The 18,587-nt window shown below is 67.1% G+C and carries 21 protein-coding genes and 1 tRNA gene; 16 read left to right on the forward strand and 6 right to left on the reverse strand.

Translation table 11 applies throughout. The features are described 5' to 3' along the window. The first annotated feature begins 161 nt into the window (after nt 1-161). From petA to BLS34_RS04370, 5 genes are all read left to right on the forward strand, one after another. Nucleotides 162-692, forward strand: coding sequence for a ubiquinol-cytochrome c reductase iron-sulfur subunit (petA, locus tag BLS34_RS04350; RefSeq protein ID WP_028793824.1), 531 nt, complete (start codon nt 162-164; stop codon nt 690-692). A gap of 16 nt (nt 693-708) precedes the next feature. After that, nucleotides 709-1,962: a cytochrome b gene (locus BLS34_RS04355; RefSeq protein WP_028793823.1), complete on the forward strand. Its 1,254-nt coding sequence runs from the start codon at nt 709-711 to the stop codon at nt 1,960-1,962. Next, the gene (locus BLS34_RS04360; RefSeq protein WP_028793822.1) at nt 1,962-2,744 is read left to right on the forward strand and encodes a cytochrome c1; all 783 of its coding nucleotides are present in this window, start codon (nt 1,962-1,964) and stop codon (nt 2,742-2,744) included. The genes BLS34_RS04355 and BLS34_RS04360 overlap by 1 nt, the downstream gene beginning before the upstream one ends. A 108-nt stretch (nt 2,745-2,852) precedes the next feature. After that, nucleotides 2,853-3,740, forward strand: coding sequence for an S-methyl-5'-thioadenosine phosphorylase (locus BLS34_RS04365; protein WP_028793821.1), 888 nt, complete (start codon nt 2,853-2,855; stop codon nt 3,738-3,740). Between the two features lie 6 nt (nt 3,741-3,746). Further along, on the forward strand, nt 3,747-4,169 hold the full coding sequence (locus BLS34_RS04370; protein WP_093148423.1) for a tetratricopeptide repeat protein: 423 nt from the start codon (nt 3,747-3,749) through the stop codon (nt 4,167-4,169). A 205-nt stretch (nt 4,170-4,374) separates the two neighbouring features. Here BLS34_RS04370 and BLS34_RS04375 read toward each other — a convergent pair. Beyond that, nucleotides 4,375-4,450: transfer RNA gene (locus BLS34_RS04375), tRNA-Ala, on the reverse strand. 88 nt (nt 4,451-4,538) lie between these two features. Beyond that, the gene (locus BLS34_RS04380; RefSeq protein ID WP_084618916.1) at nt 4,539-4,961 is read right to left on the reverse strand and encodes a TIGR02300 family protein; all 423 of its coding nucleotides are present in this window, start codon (nt 4,959-4,961) and stop codon (nt 4,539-4,541) included. Nucleotides 4,962-5,303: 342 nt separating this feature from the next. Here BLS34_RS04380 and aroA point away from each other — a divergent pair, with 342 nt between their 5' ends. The 4 genes from aroA to ihfB all read left to right on the forward strand — a co-directional run bounded on the left by aroA (nt 5,304) and on the right by ihfB (nt 9,705). Next, nucleotides 5,304-6,632, forward strand: a complete 1,329-nt coding sequence (aroA, locus tag BLS34_RS04385) for a 3-phosphoshikimate 1-carboxyvinyltransferase (protein ID WP_093148425.1) — start codon at nt 5,304-5,306, stop codon at nt 6,630-6,632. Next, nucleotides 6,629-7,255 (forward strand): (d)CMP kinase, encoded by a 627-nt coding sequence (cmk, locus tag BLS34_RS04390; protein ID WP_093148427.1) that lies wholly within the window; start codon nt 6,629-6,631, stop codon nt 7,253-7,255. Before aroA ends, cmk begins: the two co-directional genes overlap by 4 nt. Nucleotides 7,256-7,497: 242 nt before the next feature. Then, nucleotides 7,498-9,201, forward strand: a complete 1,704-nt coding sequence (gene rpsA, locus BLS34_RS04395) for a 30S ribosomal protein S1 (RefSeq protein ID WP_093148429.1) — start codon at nt 7,498-7,500, stop codon at nt 9,199-9,201. Between the two features lie 222 nt (nt 9,202-9,423). Next, a complete protein-coding gene (gene ihfB, locus BLS34_RS04400) occupies nt 9,424-9,705 on the forward strand; it encodes an integration host factor subunit beta (RefSeq protein ID WP_028793816.1) in 282 nt (93 codons plus the stop codon). 84 nt (nt 9,706-9,789) lie between these two features. Here ihfB and pdxR read toward each other — a convergent pair whose 3' ends face one another. Further along, entirely contained in the window at nt 9,790-11,280 is a 1,491-nt protein-coding gene (gene pdxR, locus BLS34_RS04405; protein ID WP_038013907.1) for a MocR-like pyridoxine biosynthesis transcription factor PdxR, read from the reverse strand. 89 nt (nt 11,281-11,369) lie between these two features. Between pdxR and BLS34_RS04410 the strand changes: the two genes are divergently transcribed. The 7 genes from BLS34_RS04410 (at nt 11,370) to BLS34_RS04440 (ending at nt 15,992) form a co-directional block, all read left to right on the forward strand. Further along, entirely contained in the window at nt 11,370-11,987 is a 618-nt protein-coding gene (locus tag BLS34_RS04410) for an FMN-binding negative transcriptional regulator (protein WP_093148431.1), read from the forward strand. 34 nt (nt 11,988-12,021) lie between these two features. Beyond that, nucleotides 12,022-12,372 (forward strand): hypothetical protein, encoded by a 351-nt coding sequence (locus BLS34_RS04415; protein ID WP_093148433.1) that lies wholly within the window; start codon nt 12,022-12,024, stop codon nt 12,370-12,372. Between the two features lie 83 nt (nt 12,373-12,455). Then, complete coding sequence (locus BLS34_RS04420; protein ID WP_093148435.1) at nt 12,456-12,677, forward strand: hypothetical protein; 222 nt, start codon at nt 12,456-12,458, stop codon at nt 12,675-12,677. Between the two features lie 159 nt (nt 12,678-12,836). Continuing rightward, a complete protein-coding gene (locus tag BLS34_RS04425) occupies nt 12,837-13,205 on the forward strand; it encodes a LapA family protein (RefSeq protein WP_051244330.1) in 369 nt (122 codons plus the stop codon). Further along, nucleotides 13,205-13,915 carry an orotidine-5'-phosphate decarboxylase gene (pyrF, locus tag BLS34_RS04430; protein ID WP_093148437.1) on the forward strand — a complete coding sequence of 237 codons (711 nt, stop codon included), beginning with the start codon at nt 13,205-13,207 and terminating at the stop codon, nt 13,913-13,915. Before BLS34_RS04425 ends, pyrF begins: the two co-directional genes overlap by 1 nt. Continuing rightward, nucleotides 13,912-14,595 carry a phosphoribosylanthranilate isomerase gene (locus tag BLS34_RS04435; protein ID WP_028793813.1) on the forward strand — a complete coding sequence of 228 codons (684 nt, stop codon included), beginning with the start codon at nt 13,912-13,914 and terminating at the stop codon, nt 14,593-14,595. Before pyrF ends, BLS34_RS04435 begins: the two co-directional genes overlap by 4 nt. Continuing rightward, a complete protein-coding gene (locus BLS34_RS04440) occupies nt 14,592-15,992 on the forward strand; it encodes a dipeptidase (protein WP_093148439.1) in 1,401 nt (466 codons plus the stop codon). The genes BLS34_RS04435 and BLS34_RS04440 overlap by 4 nt, the downstream gene beginning before the upstream one ends. Nucleotides 15,993-15,996: 4 nt before the next feature. On the opposite strand, the gene BLS34_RS04445 is transcribed toward BLS34_RS04440, so the two are convergent. The 3 genes from BLS34_RS04445 to BLS34_RS04455 all read right to left on the reverse strand — a co-directional run bounded on the left by BLS34_RS04445 (nt 15,997) and on the right by BLS34_RS04455 (nt 18,556). After that, on the reverse strand, nt 15,997-16,476 hold the full coding sequence (locus tag BLS34_RS04445) for a hypothetical protein (RefSeq protein WP_093148441.1): 480 nt from the start codon (nt 16,474-16,476) through the stop codon (nt 15,997-15,999). Between the two features lie 203 nt (nt 16,477-16,679). After that, entirely contained in the window at nt 16,680-17,273 is a 594-nt protein-coding gene (locus BLS34_RS04450; RefSeq protein WP_028793810.1) for a carbonic anhydrase, read from the reverse strand. 95 nt (nt 17,274-17,368) lie between these two features. Continuing rightward, nucleotides 17,369-18,556: a pyridoxal-phosphate-dependent aminotransferase family protein gene (locus BLS34_RS04455; protein ID WP_175474090.1), complete on the reverse strand. Its 1,188-nt coding sequence runs from the start codon at nt 18,554-18,556 to the stop codon at nt 17,369-17,371. Nucleotides 18,557-18,587: the final 31 nt, after the last annotated feature.

Below are 18,587 nucleotides of genomic sequence, written 5' to 3' on the forward strand. Positions count from 1 at the left end.
TGCAAAAGGCAAACCTCTGCGCTATACGCATGCCGGATCGGGGCGGAGGTATTTGCGACAGCGGGTCGCGTTGCGTTCCTGCGCCATTGGTCGATAGTGCCTGACGATCCGGCACGCGGGCCGGAAACCCGTCGAGCGCCACATAAGACGAGTGGAGAACCATGGCCGAAACCCACGAAGGCGACTCCCGCCGCGACTTCCTGATTATCACGACCACCGCCGTAGGCGCGGTGGGCGCGGCTTGCGTCGCCTGGCCGTTCATCGACCAGATGAACCCGGCCGCTGACACCCTGGCGCTCGCCAGCATCGAATTTGACGTCTCGACAGTCGCGGAAGGCCAGTCGGTCACGCTGACCTGGCGCGGCAAGCCCGTGTTCGTGCGGCATCGCACGCCCGCGGAGATCGAGGAGGCGCGCGAGGTTCCGCTCGACGACCTGCGCGATCCGCAGACCGACGCCGAGCGTGCCGAGAAGCCCGAGTATCTGGTGATGGTCGGCGTCTGTACGCACCTCGGTTGCGTGCCGCTCGGCCAGAGCGTGTCCGACCCCAAGGGCGATTTCGGCGGCTGGTTCTGCCCGTGCCACGGCTCGCACTACGACACGTCGGGCCGCATTCGCCGAGGCCCGGCGCCTCTGAACCTCGCCGTGCCGGAATATCAGTACATTTCCGACACCGTCGTCCGTATCGGTTAAGAGGGAGCGCCGGAGCATGGCTGCGAATTTCTCAAATCCGGTGGTGCGGTGGATCGACCACCGCCTCCCCGTCTTCACCTTCATGCACCACGAGTTGCATGAGTACCCCACCCCGAAGAACCTGAGCTATTGGTGGAACTTCGGGTCGCTGGCCGGTATCGCCCTGGTGATCATGATCGTCACCGGCATCACGCTGGCGATGCACTACACGCCGCACGTGGACTACGCCTTCGCCAGCGTCGAGCGCATCATGCGCGACGTGAATTACGGCTGGCTGATCCGCTACATCCACATGAACGGCGCCAGCTTCTTCTTCATCGTCGTCTACATCCACATCTTCCGGGGCCTGTATTTCGGCTCCTATAAGGCGCCGCGCGAAATCCTCTGGATGCTCGGCGTGGTCATCCTGCTGCTGATGATGGCGACGGCGTTCATGGGTTACGTGCTGCCGTGGGGCCAGATGAGCTTCTGGGGCGCCACCGTGATCACCAACCTGTTCTCGGCGATCCCGCTGGTGGGCGAGTCGATCGTCACCTGGCTGTGGGGCGGTTTCTCGGTCGACAACGCGACCCTGAACCGGTTCTTCTCGCTGCACTTCCTGCTGCCGTTCGTGATCGTCGGCGTGGTCGTGCTGCACATCGTCGCGCTGCACCGCTTCGGGTCGAACAACCCGCTGGGCATCGACGTGAAGGGCCCGAAGGATCAGATCCCGTTCCATCCGTACTACACGATCAAGGACGCGTTCGGACTGGGTGTGTTCCTGATCTTCTTCTCGGCCTTCATCTTCTTCGCGCCGAACTTCCTGGGCCACCCGGACAACTACATCCCGGCCAATCCGTTGGTGACGCCGGCGCATATCGTGCCCGAGTGGTATTTCCTGCCGTTCTACGCGATCCTGCGTGCGATCCCCGACAAGCTCGGCGGCGTGCTGTTCATGTTCGGCGCCATCGCCGTGCTGTTCGTGCTGCCGTGGCTCGACCGCTCGCCGGTGCGCAGCGGCCAGTTCCGCCCGATCTTCAAGATCTTCTTCTGGATCCTGGTGGTCGACGTGGTGGCGCTGACCTATCTCGGCGGCAAGCCGGCGGAGGGCATCTACGTGATCCTCTCCCGGATCGCCACCGCCTACTACTTCATCCACTTCCTGATCATTCTGCCGGCCCTGAGCATCTTCGAGACGCCCAAGCCGCTGCCGAAGTCGATCAGCGAGCCGGTGCTTGGCGCCGGGGGCGGATTCGCTGCAGCCACCGCCGCACCGAGGGAGAAAGTCTGATGATCGCGCGTCTCACCACCACCATCGCGGCCGTCGCGATCGCGGCCGGCGCCTGGTCCTTCGCTCTCTCCACCCCGGCTTCGGCCGCGGGAGAGGCGATCGATCTGCCGCAGCACGACTGGTCGTTCAGCGGCCCGTTCGGCACCTATGACCGCGGCGCGCTGCAGCGTGGCTTCCAGGTCTACAAGAACGTCTGCGCCGGCTGCCACGCACTCAGCTACGTCGCGTACCGCAACCTCGAGGACCTCGGCTACAACGAGGACGAGGTCAAGGCGATCGCGGCCGAAGCCAGCGTGACCGACGGCCCGAACGACGACGGAGAGATGTTCGAGCGGCCGGGCAAGCCGTCCGACAGGTTCGCCTCGCCGTTCCCGAACGAGCAGGCGGCCCGCGCGGCCAATGGCGGCGCCTATCCGCCGGATCTGTCGCTGATCGTCAAGGCCCGTCCGGACGGCGCCAACTACGTGCGCGCCCTGCTGATCGGCTATACCGAGCCGCCGGCCGACTTCAACCTGATGGCCGGTATGAACTACAACGCCTACTTCCCGGGTCACCAGATCGCCATGGCTAAGCCGCTTTACGGCGACGACGTGACCTACGAGGACGGCACCCCGAGCACGATCGAGCAGGAGGCGGCGGACGTCGCCGCCTTCCTCGCCTGGGCTTCGGAGCCGGAGATGGATGAGCGCAAGCGGGCGGGCGTCATGACGCTGCTGTTCCTGCTGGTCTTCACCGGCCTGCTCTACGCCACCAAGCGGAAGATCTGGGCCGACGTCCACTAAGCGCCGGCACAATCAGGCAATTGCAGAGGCCGCGGTTCGTCCGCGGCCTTTCGCGTTCCGGGCCCGGCGCGGTATACCTGTGGCACAGACATTCGGAACGGGACGGACATGAGCAGTCAAACACGCAAGGCCCTCGTCGCGGTCATCGGCGGCAGCGGCGTCTACAATATCGACGGCCTTGAGAACGCCCGCTGGCAGACCGTCACCTCGTCCTTCGGCGAGCCGTCGGACGAGCTCCTGTTCGGCGAGCTCGACGGCCAGCCGCTGGTCTTCCTGCCGCGCCACGGCCGCGGTCACCGGTTAAGTCCGACGACGATCAACTACCGCGCCAATATCGACGCCCTGAAGCGCGCCGGCGTGACCGACATCATCTCGGTCTCCGCCGTCGGCTCGCTGAAGGAGGAATACGCGCCCGGCCATTTCGTGCTGATCGACCAGTTCATCGACCGCACCTTCGCCCGCGAGAAGACCTTCTTCGGCACCGGCTGCGTCGCCCACGTGTCGATGGCCCATCCGGTCTCCACCCGCCTCATGGATGCTCTGGAGGCTTCCTGCAAGCAGCTTGGCCTCCCCTATGCCCGCGGCGGGACCTACGTGACCATGGAGGGCCCGCAGTTCTCCACCCAGGCCGAGTCGTTCCTGTACCGGTCGTGGGGAGCCGACGTGATCGGCATGACCAACATGCCGGAGGCGAAGCTCGCCCGCGAGGCGGAGATCCCCTACGCCACCGTCGCCATGGTCACCGACTACGACTGCTGGCACCCGGACCACGATCACGTCACCGTCGAGGCCGTGGTCAAGGTGCTGACCGCCAACGCGGACAACGCCCGCTCCCTGGTCAAGACCGTGGCGCCGAAGATCTACGACCGGCCGTTGGTCGACGCGCAGGGCGGCGATCACGCCCTGGAGTTCGCGCTGATCACCCATCCCGAGGCGCGCGACCCGGAGATGGTCGCCAAGCTGGACGCGGTCGCCGGACGCGTGCTGAAGGGCTGAGCGGTCATGGCGGGACGTGGCGACGGAATCGGGCGGCTGGAGGGGCTCTACAACCGGGTCACCGCCGACACGCCCGACGGCGCGCGCACGCTGAACGTCAAATCCGTGATGGCGCTGGACAACGACCGGCCGAACGAGGCGGCCGAGCTGATCGGCCGCGCCCTGGTCATCGAACCGGCAGAATACGCCTATCTCTTCCACCTGGCCAAGGTCTGCGCCAAGGCCGGGTGGTGGAGCCATTGCGTCGATGCTTTGCGCCGGGCGATCTACGTGGACCCGGTGAACCCGGAGGCCTGGTACGGGCTGGGCCGCGCCTTCGAGGAGCTGGACAGCATCGGCGAGGCCGAAGTGTGCTGGCGCCAGTGCCTGGCCCTGGACCCCAAGCATATCGGCGCCCGCGAGGCACTGGTCGCCCACGCCCGGCGGTAGCGGTCCGCTCTCTCCCCCTTTCTCAATAGCCGTCATCCCGGGAGACCCCGGGCTTGATCCGGGGACTGCCCGGGACCTGCCTGCGCGGCCAACCGGGTCCCGGCCGACATCCGGGTCGAGCCCGACGCTCGCCGGGATGACGAGGAAGGAAAAGTCGGGGTTTAGAAACGAGTCGGGGCCCCTTGGTTTCCCAAGGGGCCCCGGTTGGTGGAGCCAAGGAGGATCGAACTCCTGACCTCTACAATGCCATTGTAGCGCTCTCCCAGCTGAGCTATGGCCCCGTATCTCGCTGGCGGCTCTGGGTGCCGCCGGAGGCCGCTTATCTATCCCCTCGGTCTTCGATGATCAAGAGGTTAGCGGCACAAAAAATCATTTAGTTTCGTCGTCATTCTCGCCGTCGATCGGCAGCTCTTCATCGTCGTCGTCATCCGGGAGGAGCTCGTCGTCATCATCGTCGTCGGCGAGCGGATCGACGACCGGACGCTTCTTCACGACGTCGCTTTCCTCCTCCTCGTCATCGACGGGAACGTCGTCGTCGAGAAGGTCTTCCTCCTCCTCTTCTTCGACGTCCTCCTCGTCCTCCGTCTCCTGATCTTCCGCCTCTTCGTCCACCGGACGCTTCTTCGGCTTCTCCTCAGGCGGGAGGGATCGGGTGCGACGGCTCTTCAGAACCGCTTCCGGATCATATGGCGTGTCACAGGCCGGGCAGACGATCGGCAGACGCTCAAGGTCATAGTACCGAGCGCCGCAGGACTGACAGACCCGCTTGATTCCCCATTCAGGCTTCGCCACGGTCAACTCCGCGTCGCTTCATCAGAAACCTACCTTTACGGTGTGGCGCGGGAATATCCACGATAGCCAAACCATGTCAAAGGCAAATTTGCCGGCCCGGGACCGGACCGATGCAAATGCGCCTTCACAGCAGCCCGCAAAACCCGCCCGGATCACACCGGGAAAGCCGAGGCCGCCCTCCGTTTAATGCATAAAGGCCGGCCTGTGCACCCCGTCGCACCAAACGCGTCCATTTTGCCGAGACGCCAGACGGACGCGCAGCCGCTCGCGATGGACAATCGGGCGTGATATGACCGGCCGCAGTTGAACCGTTCCGACCCAACCGCCCGCCGGAGACTACCCATGCCGCAGCCGCTGATCTCGTCGCGCGCCCGTCCGCTGACGGGGACCCTGCGCATTCCCGGTGACAAGTCGATTTCCCACCGCTCGCTGATCCTCGGCGGGCTTTCCGTCGGCGAGACCAGGATCGAGGGGCTGCTGGAAGGTGAGGACGTGCTCGCCACCGCCGCCGCCATGCGCGCCTTCGGCGCCACCGTCGAGCATCTCGGTCCGGGAAGTTGGCGCGTCGTCGGCCGCGGCGTCGGCGGGCTGGACGAGCCGGCCGACGTGATCGACTGCGGCAACGCCGGCACCGGCATGCGCCTGCTCATGGGCACGGCCGCGGGCCAGCCGATCACCACCTTCTTCACCGGCGACGGCTCCCTGCGCCGCCGTCCCATGGGTCGGGTCGGTGCGCCGCTGGCCCAGATGGGCGTGAGGATCGTCGCCCGCGAGGGCGGCCGCCCGCCGCTGGCCGTCACCGGGCCGGAGATCCTGACCCCGATCACCTACACCCTGCCGGTCGCCTCCGCCCAGGTGAAGTCGGCGATCCTGCTGGCCGGACTCGCGGCACCGGGCGAGACCACCGTGATCGAGCCGAAATGGACCCGCGATCACACCGAGACCATGCTGCGCCATTTCGGCGCCGAGGTCCGGGTGGAGGATACCGCCGAGGGCCGCCGCATCACCGTGGTCGGCGAGCCGGAGCTGACCGGCAGACCGGTGGTGGTCCCCGCCGACCCTTCCTCCGCCGCCTTCCCGGCCGTCGCCGCGCTGCTGGTGGAGGGCTCCGAGCTGCTGCTGCCGGGTGTCGGCACCAACCCGCTGCGCTTCGGCCTGTTCGAGACGCTGCTGGAGATGGGAGCGGACATCGAGCTGACCAACAAACGCATCGAGGCCGGCGAGCCGGTGGCGGACCTTGTCGTGCGGCACTCCCGTCTGAAGGGCATCGAGGTTCCGGCGGAGCGTGCGCCGTCGATGATCGACGAATACCCGATCCTGGCCGTGGCCGCCGCCCATGCGGAGGGCACCACGATCATGCGCGGGTTGGACGAGCTGCGGGTGAAGGAGAGCGACCGCCTCGCGGCCACCGCCAACGGCATGGCCGCCTGCGGCGCCCGGGTCGAGGTGGACGGCGACGACCTGACGGTGCACGGCGCCGACAACGGGGTGGCCGGCGGGACCACCATCCCGGTCGATCTCGACCACCGCATCGCCATGGCGTTCCTGGTGCTGGGCATGGTCTCGGCCGATGCGGTCGCCATCGACGACGAGGCCGCCATCGCCACCTCCTTCCCCGGCTTCAGGGAGCTGATGAACGGGGCGGGTGCCGCCATCGGGACCGGCGCATGATCGTCGCCATCGACGGTCCGGCCGGCGCGGGCAAGGGCACGCTCGCCAAATCGCTCGCCGCCCATCTAGGCTACCCGCACCTGGATACCGGCGCGCTCTACCGGGCGACGGCGCTCGCCGTGCTGCGGGCCGGCGGCGACCCCGACGATCCGGCCGCGGCCGAACGGGCCGCCCGCTCCCTCGACACCGCCATCCTGGACAGCCCCGACCTGCGCTCGGCCGAGGTCGGCGCCGCCTCCTCCAAGGTCGCCGCCATCCCCGCCGTGCGGGCCGCCCTGCTGGATTTCCAGCGCAATTTCGCCCACCGCCCGCCAGGGGCCGTGCTGGACGGCCGCGACGTCGGAACCGTGGTCGTCCCTGAGGCCGAGGCGAAGCTGTTCGTGACCGCCTCGGCGGCGGTGCGGGCGCAGCGCCGGCATCAGGAGTTGCAGGAGCGGGGCGAGGCCAGTATATATGCGCGCGTTCTCGCCGATATTGAGGCGCGGGACGCACGCGATGCGGGTCGAGCGGATGCTCCGATGCGCAAGGCCGACGATGCCGTCGAGATCGATACCTCGGATCTCTCGCCGTCGGACGTTTTCAAGCGTGCGCTCGCCGTTATCGAGGCGGCAGGAACGAGCTAAGGCGCCGACCGCCTCCGAGATGGAGGACCGGCATATGTCAACCAACCCGGCGGCCGCGGAATTCGGTCGATGCCCGACACAGGAGAGTCGGGCCGCCCGCGAAGGATCGGGCACATTATCTTCCCGATGGCCGAAACAGCCTCGGACGGAGATTCGATCCAGACATCGCAAGCCGCCGCTAACCGGACATGCCGCCCGAAGCCTTGGGCCATGGTCCGTATACGTGTTTCTGAGGAGAACTAATGGCTGAAGCCGCTTACGCCGACGAATTCGAATCCATGCTGGAGGAGTCGTTCGGCCAGGTCACCTCGATCGAAGGCAGTGTCGTCAAAGGCATCGTCGTCGAGGTGGAGAACGACCACGCACTGATCGATGTCGGCCTCAAGTCCGAGGGCCGCGTCGCGCTGAAGGAATTTGCCGCCCCGGGCCAGAAGGCCGAACTGAAGCCGGGCGACGAAGTCGAGGTCTATGTCGAGCGCCTCGAGGACCGCAACGGCGAGGCGATGCTGAGCCGCGACAAGGCCCGCCGCGAAGAGGCCTGGGCCGCGCTGGAGCGGGCGTTCAACGACAACGAGCGGGTCACCGGCGTGATCTTCTCGCGCGTCAAGGGCGGCTTCACCGTCGACCTGTCGGGTGCGGTGGCGTTCCTGCCGGGCTCCCAGGTGGACATCCGCCCGGTGCGCGACATCGGTCCGCTCATGGGCACCCCGCAGCCGTTCCAGATCCTCAAGATGGATCGCCGCCGCGGCAACATCGTTGTGTCCCGTCGCGCCGTTCTCGAAGAGAGCCGTGCCGAGGCCCGCAGCGAGCTGGTCGCCTCGCTCAAGGAGGGCATGGTCCTTCAGGGCGTGGTCAAGAACATCACCGACTACGGTGCGTTCGTTGACCTGGGCGGCGTCGACGGCCTGCTGCACGTCACCGACATCGCGTGGCGCCGCATCAACCACCCGACCGAGGCCCTGCAGATCGGCCAGACCGTGAAGGTCCAGGTGATCCGCTTCAACCCGGAAACCCAGCGTATCTCCCTCGGCATGAAGCAGCTCGAGGCGGATCCGTGGGAAGGCGTGGAGCTGCGCTACCCGGTCGGCACCAAGTTCACCGGTCGCGTCACCAACATCACCGACTACGGCGCCTTCGTGGAGCTGCAGCCGGGGATCGAGGGTCTTGTCCACGTCTCCGAGATGAGCTGGACCAAGAAGAACGTCCATCCGGGCAAGATCGTCTCCACCTCCCAGGAGGTCGAGGTGATGATCCTGGACGTCGATCCGAACAAGCGCCGCATCTCGCTTGGCCTCAAGCAGTGCCTGGGCAACCCGTGGGAGGACTTCGTCGAGAAGTACCCGGCGGGCACCGAGCTCGAGGGCGAGGTCAAGAACATCACCGAGTTCGGCCTGTTCATCGGCCTGCCCGGCGAGATCGACGGCATGGTGCATCTCTCCGACATCGACTGGGATACCCCGGGCGAGGAGTCGATCCAGACCTACAAGAAGGGCGACATGGTTCGCGCGAAGGTCCTGGACGTCGATGTCGAGAAGGAGCGCATCTCGCTCGGCATCAAGCAGCTGACCACCGATCCGTTCGAAGCCGGCTCGGCCGGCGTCCGCAAGGGCGCTGTCGTGACCTGCACGGTGACCCAGATCACCGATGGCGGCATCGAGGTCAGCGTCGGCGAAGGCATGACCGGGTTCATCCGGAAGGCCGAGCTGTCGCGTGACCGTTCCGAGCAGCGCCCCGAGCGTTTCGCCGTGGACGAGAAGGTCGACGCCAAGGTCACCAATATCGACAACAAGACCCGCAAGCTGACCCTCTCCATCAAGGCCCGTGAGGTCGAGGAGGAGAAGAAGGCGATGCAGGAGTTCGGTTCGTCCGATAGCGGTGCCAGCCTGGGCGACATCCTGGGTGCCGCGCTGAAGCAGCGCGAAGAGGCGGCGAAGGGCGACGAATAAGTCTCCTTTTGCTTAGAAACCCCTAAAATTGAGGCCGTCCGCACCGCGGGCGGCCTCTCTTTTTGGGCGCGTTCTAACTGAGTAGGCGAAAATGGTTCTATTAGAGATACTTAGACTTGACGCTACCGGGACGCGCTGGCACATTTTCGATGGGGCGGAAAGGTGCGTCGACTTGGTACGTACCGGCCGCTCCGCGATTTGACCTCGCGGAGGCTCGGAATCATGACCAAGTCCGAACTGATTGCGCGCCTTGCGGAAGCAAATCCGCATCTTTTTCAGCGGGACATCGAGCGGATCGTCTCGACTGTGTTCGAAGAGATTGCCGAGGCCCTGGCGCGGGGTGATCGGGTCGAACTGCGCGGCTTCGGAGCGTTCTCCGTCAAGCAGCGTGAAGCGCGGGTCGGGCGCAATCCCCGTACCGGCGAGTCCGTGAAGGTGGACAGCAAATCCGTTCCGTTCTTCAAGACCGGCAAGCTGCTCCGCGAAAAGCTGAACAGCGACTGATCCTCCTGAAAGGCCCGCGATAGGGCCTCCCTCTCCCCCAATCTCCCTATACGACCGCCCGCAGGCGATCCCGCATGGGTTCCGTCACGTCCGGGCGGCGTCGATCGCGGCCTTCACGCAGCCCGCCGCCCAGCGCGCCCGCGCCCGGGGCAGCGACGCAAAGCCGACCAGCAGGCCATTGCGCCGGGTCGGATCGCGGAAATAGGTGGAGATCGGCGCCGGCCGCACGCCGAGCGCCATGGCCTTCTCCACCACCGCCCGATCCTCAGGTCCGCCCTCCAGCGACACCACCAGATTGATCCCGGTCTCCGGCCGCTCCACGGTGAAGCGGCTGTCCAGCACCGCCTCCAGGGCATCCGCCAGGGCGTCGCGGCGTTCGCGATAGAGGGTCCGCATCCGCCGCAGGTGGCCGGCCATGTGCCCCTCGTCCAGGAACCGGGCCAGCACCGCCTGGGTGTCGAGCGCCGGCTGCCGGTCGAAATGGCCGCGCAGCCGCACCAGCGGGTCGACCAGCCGCTGCGGGGCGGCGATGAAGCCGATGCGCAGGGACGGCGCCAGCGCCTTTGACACGGTGCCGACATAGAGCACCCGGTCGGCGCCATCGAGCGCCTTCAACGGCGGCACCGGCTTGCCGGCATAGCGGAACTCGCCGTCGTAATCGTCCTCCAGCACGAAGGGGCCGCCGCCGCTGGCCAGGTCGCCCATGGCCCAGTCCACCAGGGCGCGGCGCCGCGACAGGGACAGGGTGACGCCCAGCGGAAACTGGTGGGTCGGGGTGACCGTCACCAGCCGCGCATCGGGGGCGAGTGACCGGGCGCGGGCCACATCCAGCCCGTCGGCATCCACCGGTACGGTGACCAGGCGGGCGCCGGTGGCGACCATCGGGCCGCGCAGTCCGGGATAGCAGGGCTCCTCGATCACTGCGGTATCGTCCGGGTCGAGCAGGGCGCGTGAGATCAGGTCGATGGCCTGCTGCGCGCCCGACGTGACGATCAGCGCGTCCGGATCGACGATCAGTCCCCGGAAGGCCCCGAGATAACGCGAGATCGCAAGCCGCAGATCGATGAAGCCGGCCGGATCGCCATAGCCGAAGGCGGTCGCCGGCGTCTCGCGCCAGAACCGTCCGGCCAGCCGCGCCCAGATCCGGCCCGGAAAGGCGTCGAGGCCAGGGCGCCCCGGCTGCAGCGGTCCGTCCACCGCGCCGATTCCGACCCGCTCTGCCATCATCTTCTGCGCCGCCCCCGACAGCCGGACCGGTGCCTGAGGCACGGCCGGGGCCGGTTGCGCCGGAACCGGCGGCTTCAGGTCCGGCAGGTCGTGGGCGACCCGGGTACCGCCACCGCGCCGGCCGACCACATAGCCCTCCGCGGTCAGCCGCTCATAGGCGAGGCTGACCGTGTTGCGGGCGACCACGAGCTGCTCGGCGAGCTGGCGGCTCGACGGCAGGCGGGCGCCGGGCGCCAGCCGGCCCTCGGCGATCGAGCGACGGAAGAAACCGGCGATCTGCTCCTGCAGCGGCGTCGGATCGCCCCGGTCGGGCTGGAACACGCCCCAGACGGGCAAGGCATCGGCCATCTCTTGGACCCATATCGAAACGGACTTTGGTGCATATCATACGACCAAAAGAGCGGTAGACAACCCAACCAACGGACCGGAGCCGCGCCATGTACATCCCTCCCGCCTTCCGCCTCGAGGACCGCGACGCCATCGTCGCGGTGATGCGCGACAACGCCTTCGCCGTGCTGGTCGCCCATCGGGGCGAGACGGTGGAGATCAGCCATCTGCCGTTGATGGTCGAGGAACGCGGCGCGGACCTGGTCATCCGCGGCCACGTCGCCCGGGCCAATCCGATCGTCGCCCTGATCGAGGCCGGGGCGTCGGCCACCGCCGTGTTCAGCGGACCGCACGCCTATATCTCGCCGGACTGGTACGCCAGCGCGGATCAGGTGCCGACCTGGAACTACGTGGCCGTGCATGCCGGCGGGCGCCTGCAGGCCGTGCCGGCGGCGGAGGACACGACCGCCCTGCTCGCCGATCTCTCGGTCGAGCATGAGACCCCGCTGGCGCCGAAACGGCCATGGACCCACGGAAAGATGCGCGACGGTCTGATGGCGCGGATGATCAAGGGCGTGCTGGCCTTCGAACTGCCGGTCGAGCGGCTGGAGGCCAAGTCGAAGATGGCCCAGAACAAGAAGCCCGAGGACATCACCGGAGCGGTGAAGGGTCTGCGTGGCCGCGGCGATGTGGGGAATATCGCAGTTGCGCAGATCATGGAGGGATAAACTCTGCCCCCCACCAGTTTGGGAGCGGTGACGCGTGGCGAAGATCGATCGACAGCGCGAACGCCTGTGGCGTTCGGTCCTGGCCGACATGCAGGGCAGCGGCCTAATCCGTCCGGGACAGGCGCAAGCTCAAATCATGGCCCGCTTGGGCATGACGCACTTGATGCGATGGCCGTTGGTCATGCTGGCCCTCAACATCCTATTCGCAGCGATGTTCTGGTGGCTTGCCTACGCCTGTTGGGCAGCCGACAACGCTCGGGCAGCCTGGATATTCGGCTCCATTGCCGGAATTGTGACCATGTCCGTCGCCCTGATGGCGGCTTGCTTTGCGCGAGCGTCGAACCGCCGCCGGTATCGCGACGAGTACGAGAAGCGATTAGGCTAGAGGAAGCGTTGGAATGGTGCCGGTCACCACGGCGCGATGTCGAACATCCTTGAGCCGATATCGACCCATACATGAAGGCTCGAATGAACAGCTACGTCGCTGATCTGATCCGTTGGGCCTTGCGGACACGCAAGCGCGCCATGGTCGCGAGCTTCCTCGCGGCAAGCGCTTCAGGGGCGATCGCCATCGCCTGTCTGCGGGCGGGCAATTCCCAGGGACTCTGGATATTCTCGACGGCATCAATTCTGGGGTTCATGTTTGCCTACGCGTTTTTCCGGGACAGCGGCCCCTGGCGCGCACCTTGACGACTCCTTGGAACTCTTAATCTTCGTCATCCCATACTTGTCTTAGGATCTTCCCCCAGCACTCGACCGTCCCGATTTGGAAACCTGCGTCCCCCTGTAGCGTTGTCCTAACGGCGCAGCGTCGCTAGATTGTGGCCACCGTAACCGTCGAGGTACGCCATGGGGCATCGCAACTGGGCAACTGCCCTGATCTCCTTCTGCATCAAGCTTCCGATCACCGTCGTGGTCGTGCTGTTCGCCGTGTCGAACTGGAAGCCGGTGTCGATGGAGCTCTGGCCGCTGCCGGGAGCGCTGGACGCGCCGCTGTCGCTGATCTTCCTGCTGGCGGTCGTCGCCGGCTTCATCCTGGGCGCGGTGATCGCCTGGAGCGGGGAGCTCGGCCACAAGATGCGGGCGAACCGGGCCGAGAAACGCGCCGAGGATCTGGAGCGCGAGCTGGCGGTGATGCGGATTCGCGAGGAGGAGATCCGGGCTCAGGTGCCCGCTTCGCCGAAGCGTCCCGCCCTGGTCGACAAACGAGCGAGCTGATGCAGCCCCACGAGAGAATCCTGGTCGCCATCGACACCCCCGACATGGCGACGGCCCGGGCGCTCGCCGCCAGGGTGCGCGCGCATGTGGGCGGCATCAAACTGGGCATGGAGTTCCATAACGCCAATGGCCCCGAGGGCGTGCGCGAGATCGCCGGGGACACGCCGCTGTTCCTCGACCTGAAATATCACGACATCCCGAACACGGTGGCGGGCGCGATCCGCTCCGCCGTCACCACCTGCCGGCCGAGGATCATCAACATCCACGCGTCGGGCGGACCGGCGATGATGCGGGCCGCCGTCGCCGCCAACAAAGAGGCGGCGGAGAAGATCGGCATCGAACCGCCGCTGATGATCGCCGTCACCGTGCTGACCAGCATCGACGACAGCGATCTCGACGCGGTCGGCCAGGCCACGCCGTCCGGCGACCAGGTCAAGCGCCTCGCCCTGCTGGCCAAGGCGGCAGGCTGCGACGGGGTGGTCTGCTCGCCGCACGAGATCGCGGCGCTGCATGCCGCCTGCGGCGAGGACTTCACGCTGGTGGTGCCCGGCATCCGGCCGGCCGACGCGGCCGAGGACGACCAGAAGCGAAAGATGACCCCCGCCGATGCGGTCGCCGCCGGGGCCGACTATATCGTCATCGGCAGGCCGATCACCCAGGCCGCCGACCCCGCCGCCGCCGCCAAAGCGATCGCCGAGAGCCTGTTGTGACCCGTTCCCGCAAAACGACCCAGCCGCTGGTGAAGATCTGCGGCCTGAACACGCTTACCGTCGTCGACGCCGCCGTCGATGCCGGGGCCGACATGATCGGCTTCATGTTCTACGCGCGCAGCCGCCGCGCGGTGACGCCCGATCTGGCCCAGGCGCTGGGGGAGGAAGTGACCGGCGTCACCCGGGTCGCCATCGTCGTCGACGCCACGGATGCGGAAATCGACGCGATCACGGCGACCGGTGTGATCGACATGATCCAGGTTCACGGCAAGGAGGACCCGGCACGGGTGGCCGAACTGAAGGCGCGCACCGGCCTGCCGGTGATGAAGGCGCTGAGGGTCGCCACGAAGGAGGATATCCGCGAGGCCGAGGCCTTTTTCGGGGCGGCCGATCACCTGCTGTTCGATGCCAAGGCGCCGAAGGACATGAAGGGTGCGTTGCCCGGCGGCAACGGCCTGACCTTCGACTGGACCCTGCTGGACGGCCTCAAGATCGACATGCCCTGGATGCTGTCCGGCGGCCTGACGGCCGACAACGTGGCCGAAGCCATCCGCCTGACCGGCGCGCCCGGCGTCGACACGTCGTCCGGTGTGGAGGACAAGCCCGGCGTGAAGAGCCCCGAACGGATCCGCGCCTTCCTGGCCGCGGTCAAGCAAACCCATCTGGAGACCGCGACATGACCGCCCTGCCGACCGCGAAGGTTCTGGAGCATGTGGATGCCAACCTGGACGCGTCGGTGGAGCGGCTGTTCGACGTTCTGCGGATCCCCAGCGTGTCGACCGATCCGGCCTTCGCCGCCGAAGTGCAACGCGGTGCCCAGTGGATGGCCGACACCCTGAGCGGGCTCGGCTTCGAGGCCTCGGTGCGCGAGACCAAGGGTCATCCGATGGTGGTCGCCCATCACGCCGGTCCGGGCGGCGACGCGCCGCATATCCTGTATTACGGCCATTACGACGTGCAGCCGGCCGATCCGCTGGATCTCTGGGAGTCCGGTCCGTTCGATCCGGTGCTGGTCGATGCCGAGCGCGGCAAGCGGATCGTCGCCCGCGGCGCGGTGGACGACAAGGGACAGGTCATGACCTGGATCGAGGCGTTCCGCGCCTGGATCGCCGTGCACGGCACCCTGCCCTGCCGCATCACCGTGCTGCTCGAAGGCGAAGAGGAGACCGGCAGCCCGTCGCTCGACGCCTTCATCAAGGCCAATGCCGACGAGCTGAAGGCCGATGCCTGCATCGTCTGCGACACCGGCATGTGGGATGTCGCCCAGCCGGCGATCACCTACAGCCTGCGCGGCCTCGCCTATCTGCAGGCGACGATCAAGGGACCGGACCGCGACCTGCATTCCGGCCTGTTCGGCGGCACCATGGTCAACCCGCTGAACCTGATCGGCCGCATCGTCGGCGAACTGCACGACGAGAAGGGCCGGATCCAGATCCCGCATTTCTACGACGACGTCATTCCGGTCGGCGAGAACGAGCGCGCCCAGTGGGAGGCGCTGGGCTTCGACGAGGCCGGGTTCCTCGGCGAGGTCGGACTTAAGACGGCCGGCGGCGAGGCCGGGGTCGGCGCGCTGGAGCGGCAGTGGGGCCGCCCCACCTGCGATGTGAACGGCATCCTCGGCGGCTATGTGGGCGACGGGGCGAAGACCGTGATCGCCCGCGAGGCCATGGTGAAGATCTCCTGCCGCCTGGTCCCGGACCAGGATCCGCGTGCCGTGCTCAACAACCTGAAGAAATTCATCACCGACCGGCTGCCGGAGGAATACACCGCCTCCTTCGTCGAGCTGGGCGAGGCGCCGGCGATCCGCGTGCCGACCGATTCCCCGTTCCTGCAGGCGGCTCAGGCCGGGCTGAAGGACGTGTTCGAGCGCGACGCCTACCTGATCGGCTCCGGCGGCTCGATCCCGGCGGTCGGTTCGATCAAGCGGTATCTTGGGATCGAGTCGATCCTGCTCGGCTTCGGGCTGGCCGACGACCGGGTGCACTCGCCGAACGAGAAGTTCGAGCTGGTGTGCTTCCACAACGGCATCCGCTCGAACGCCGCCGTACTCGCCCGGATCGCCGAGCTGCGGGGATAGCGCGTCAGGGCGCTGAGTCGGCGGTGTACCGCTTGTTCAGCACCAGCACGAGTTTTCCGATCGGCCGTTCGACCCCGGAGAACAGGAACAGCCCGCGGGTGATCTGAATCGCGGGCCAATCCCCCTTGGCGATGTCAGAGCGGGACAGGATGGCGCGTCCGCTGTCCACCGCCTCCGCAATCTCGGCGCGCAGGGTGTAGGTGATGTTGTACTGCAGGACGTGACCGACCTTCTGGCCGATCACCGAGGTGCCCAGCAGGGCCCGCACCGCACCACCTTGCAGCGTGTAGACGAAATGGTCGGGCGTCGGCGCATCGTCGGCTTCGTAGGCCGGCTGGCCCAGGGCGATATGGGCCACGACATGCGAGGGGACGGCGCAGATGTCGAACTGATCCCAGCGCGGCAGCCCGCCCCCGGCCAAGGACCGGTAATAGCGGTCGAACTGCCGAACCGGGTTGTCCGGGTCGAGTGTATCGGCGGACACCCGCCCATATGCGGCCCGTGCCCAACCTTCGGTAAGGTCCGGCGACGACGCCTCAAGCTGCAAGCCGTACATGCATCCCCCTGGTTCACAATACCGACGGGCCCCCAACCCATCTGCCGGCATGCGTCTTCACTCTTCCGCTCAGACTAGCGCTTAACTGGTTAACAAATCCTTTCCGGGTCTCGGGATCACGCCCGTTCCGGTCACGACTGGCGCAGGCAAAGCTCGTTCAGAATGCCATCCTTCAGGCTGTAGACGACCCCGTGCACCTGCAGCTTGCTGCCCTTCGCCCAGGCATCGCGGACGATGGTGGTGCGGCAGACATTGTCCACCTGCTCGACGACATTGAGTTCGCAGAGGCGGTCGAGCGCCTCCTCCTGCAGCATGTCCTCGGGCAGGTCGCGCGCATGCAGGCGGTGGACGAGCCGGATGTGGTTCAGCCAGTTGTCGATCAGGCCGTTGTCGTCCTCGGCCATCGCCGCCCGCACGCCGCCGCAGCCGTAATGGCCGCAAACCAGGATATGGCTGACGCCCAGGACCTCGACGGCGAACTGCAGGACGGAGAGGCAGTTCAGGTCCGACGGCACCACGACGTTGGCGATGTTGCGGTGAACGAAGACCTCGCCCGGCGGCAGGTCCAGGATCTGGTTGGCCGGGACGCGGCTGTCGGCGCAGCCGATCCACAGGATGTCCGGCGCCTGCTGCAGCGACAGCTTGGCGAAATAGTCGGGATTGGCCGCCTTGATGCGATCCGCCCACTGGCGATTGCGATCCAGGATCTTCTCGAATTCGTCCATTAATCACCCGCGCTTTGACCGTTTCGATGCCTATATCACAGCGGCATCAAAATGTTCACGTCCGGCGAAAAATCCACCGCACGGGCGCCGACGGGTCAGGCCGACAGCTTGGCGGCGGTTGCAGCCATCGCGCCGCCCTCGTCGGCATTGCGGCCGAGATCGGTCATCGCCTGGGAGATCTGGTGGATATCGGTCAGGATTTCGCCGTCGGTGACGTATCCCATCGTCCCGATGCGCACCAGCCGGTCCTTCAGGTCCTCGAAGCGGGTGCCGGCGATCATGGCGTTGTAGCCGTCGGACAGCCGCTCGATCAGCGCCGGCGCCGACAGACCTTCCGGGGTCTTGGCCACCACCAGGGTCGGGCTCGGCGTGCCGGTGGGGAACACGGAAAAGCCCAGGGCCTCCAGCCCCGCCGTCAGCGCGGCGTTCAGCCGTGCGTGCCGGGCGATCGCCGCCTCGATCCCCTCCTCGCCGATCATGGTCAGCGCCTCGTCCAGGGCATTCAGCATGGCGACGGGGGCGGTGTAGGTCGGCTCCCCCTTCTCCGCCATGGGCCGGAAGCGGCGGTAGTCGAAATAGCTGCGCGGCCCCCGGTCGTCGCGGTTGATGAGATCCCAGGCCTTCTCGCTGATGCTGGCGATGCCGAGGCCCGGCGGGCACATCAGCGCCTTCTGCGAGGCCGAGACGACCACGTCCACGCCCCACTCGTCGGCCCGCATCTCGGCCCCGCCCAGGCCGCTGACACTGTCGCAGGCCAAGACGGCCTCGCTCTCCGCGACGATGGCGCCCAGCGCCTTCAGGTCGGTCAGCGCGCCGGTGGAGCTCTCGCTGTGCACGGTGAAGACGGCGTCGTAGCGCTTGTCGTTCAGCGCCCGACGCACGCCGTCCAGGTCGATCGGCGCGCCCCGGTCGGACACGACCTCGTCGACCTCGGCGCCGATCGCCTCGGCGAGCCGGCGGAACACCGGGCCCCATTGGCCGTTGGTGGTGATCAGCACCCTGGCGCCCGGCCCGACGACGTTGACCATGGCGGATTCCATAGCGCCGATGCCGGTGGAGGCGAAGAGGAAGGGCGGCACGCCGCTGCGTCCCAGGATCGGCTGCAGCCGGCGCTGGATCGCCTGGAACCGGTCCAGGAACTCGGGCCCGCGATGGGCGACCATCGGCCGCGACGCCGCCTTCAGCACGCGCTCGGGCACTGCGGTCGGCCCCGGGAGGCGCAGTCGATAGGGCAACGCCACCCCGGCAGTGGCACCGGAGGAGGCAGCGCGTGAATCGGTCATCGTCGGTTCTCGGCAAGCGGTTGGAACGCTA

This window comes from Thalassobaculum litoreum DSM 18839, from assembly GCF_900102465.1.
Lineage (GTDB): Bacteria > Pseudomonadota > Alphaproteobacteria > Thalassobaculales > Thalassobaculaceae > Thalassobaculum > Thalassobaculum litoreum.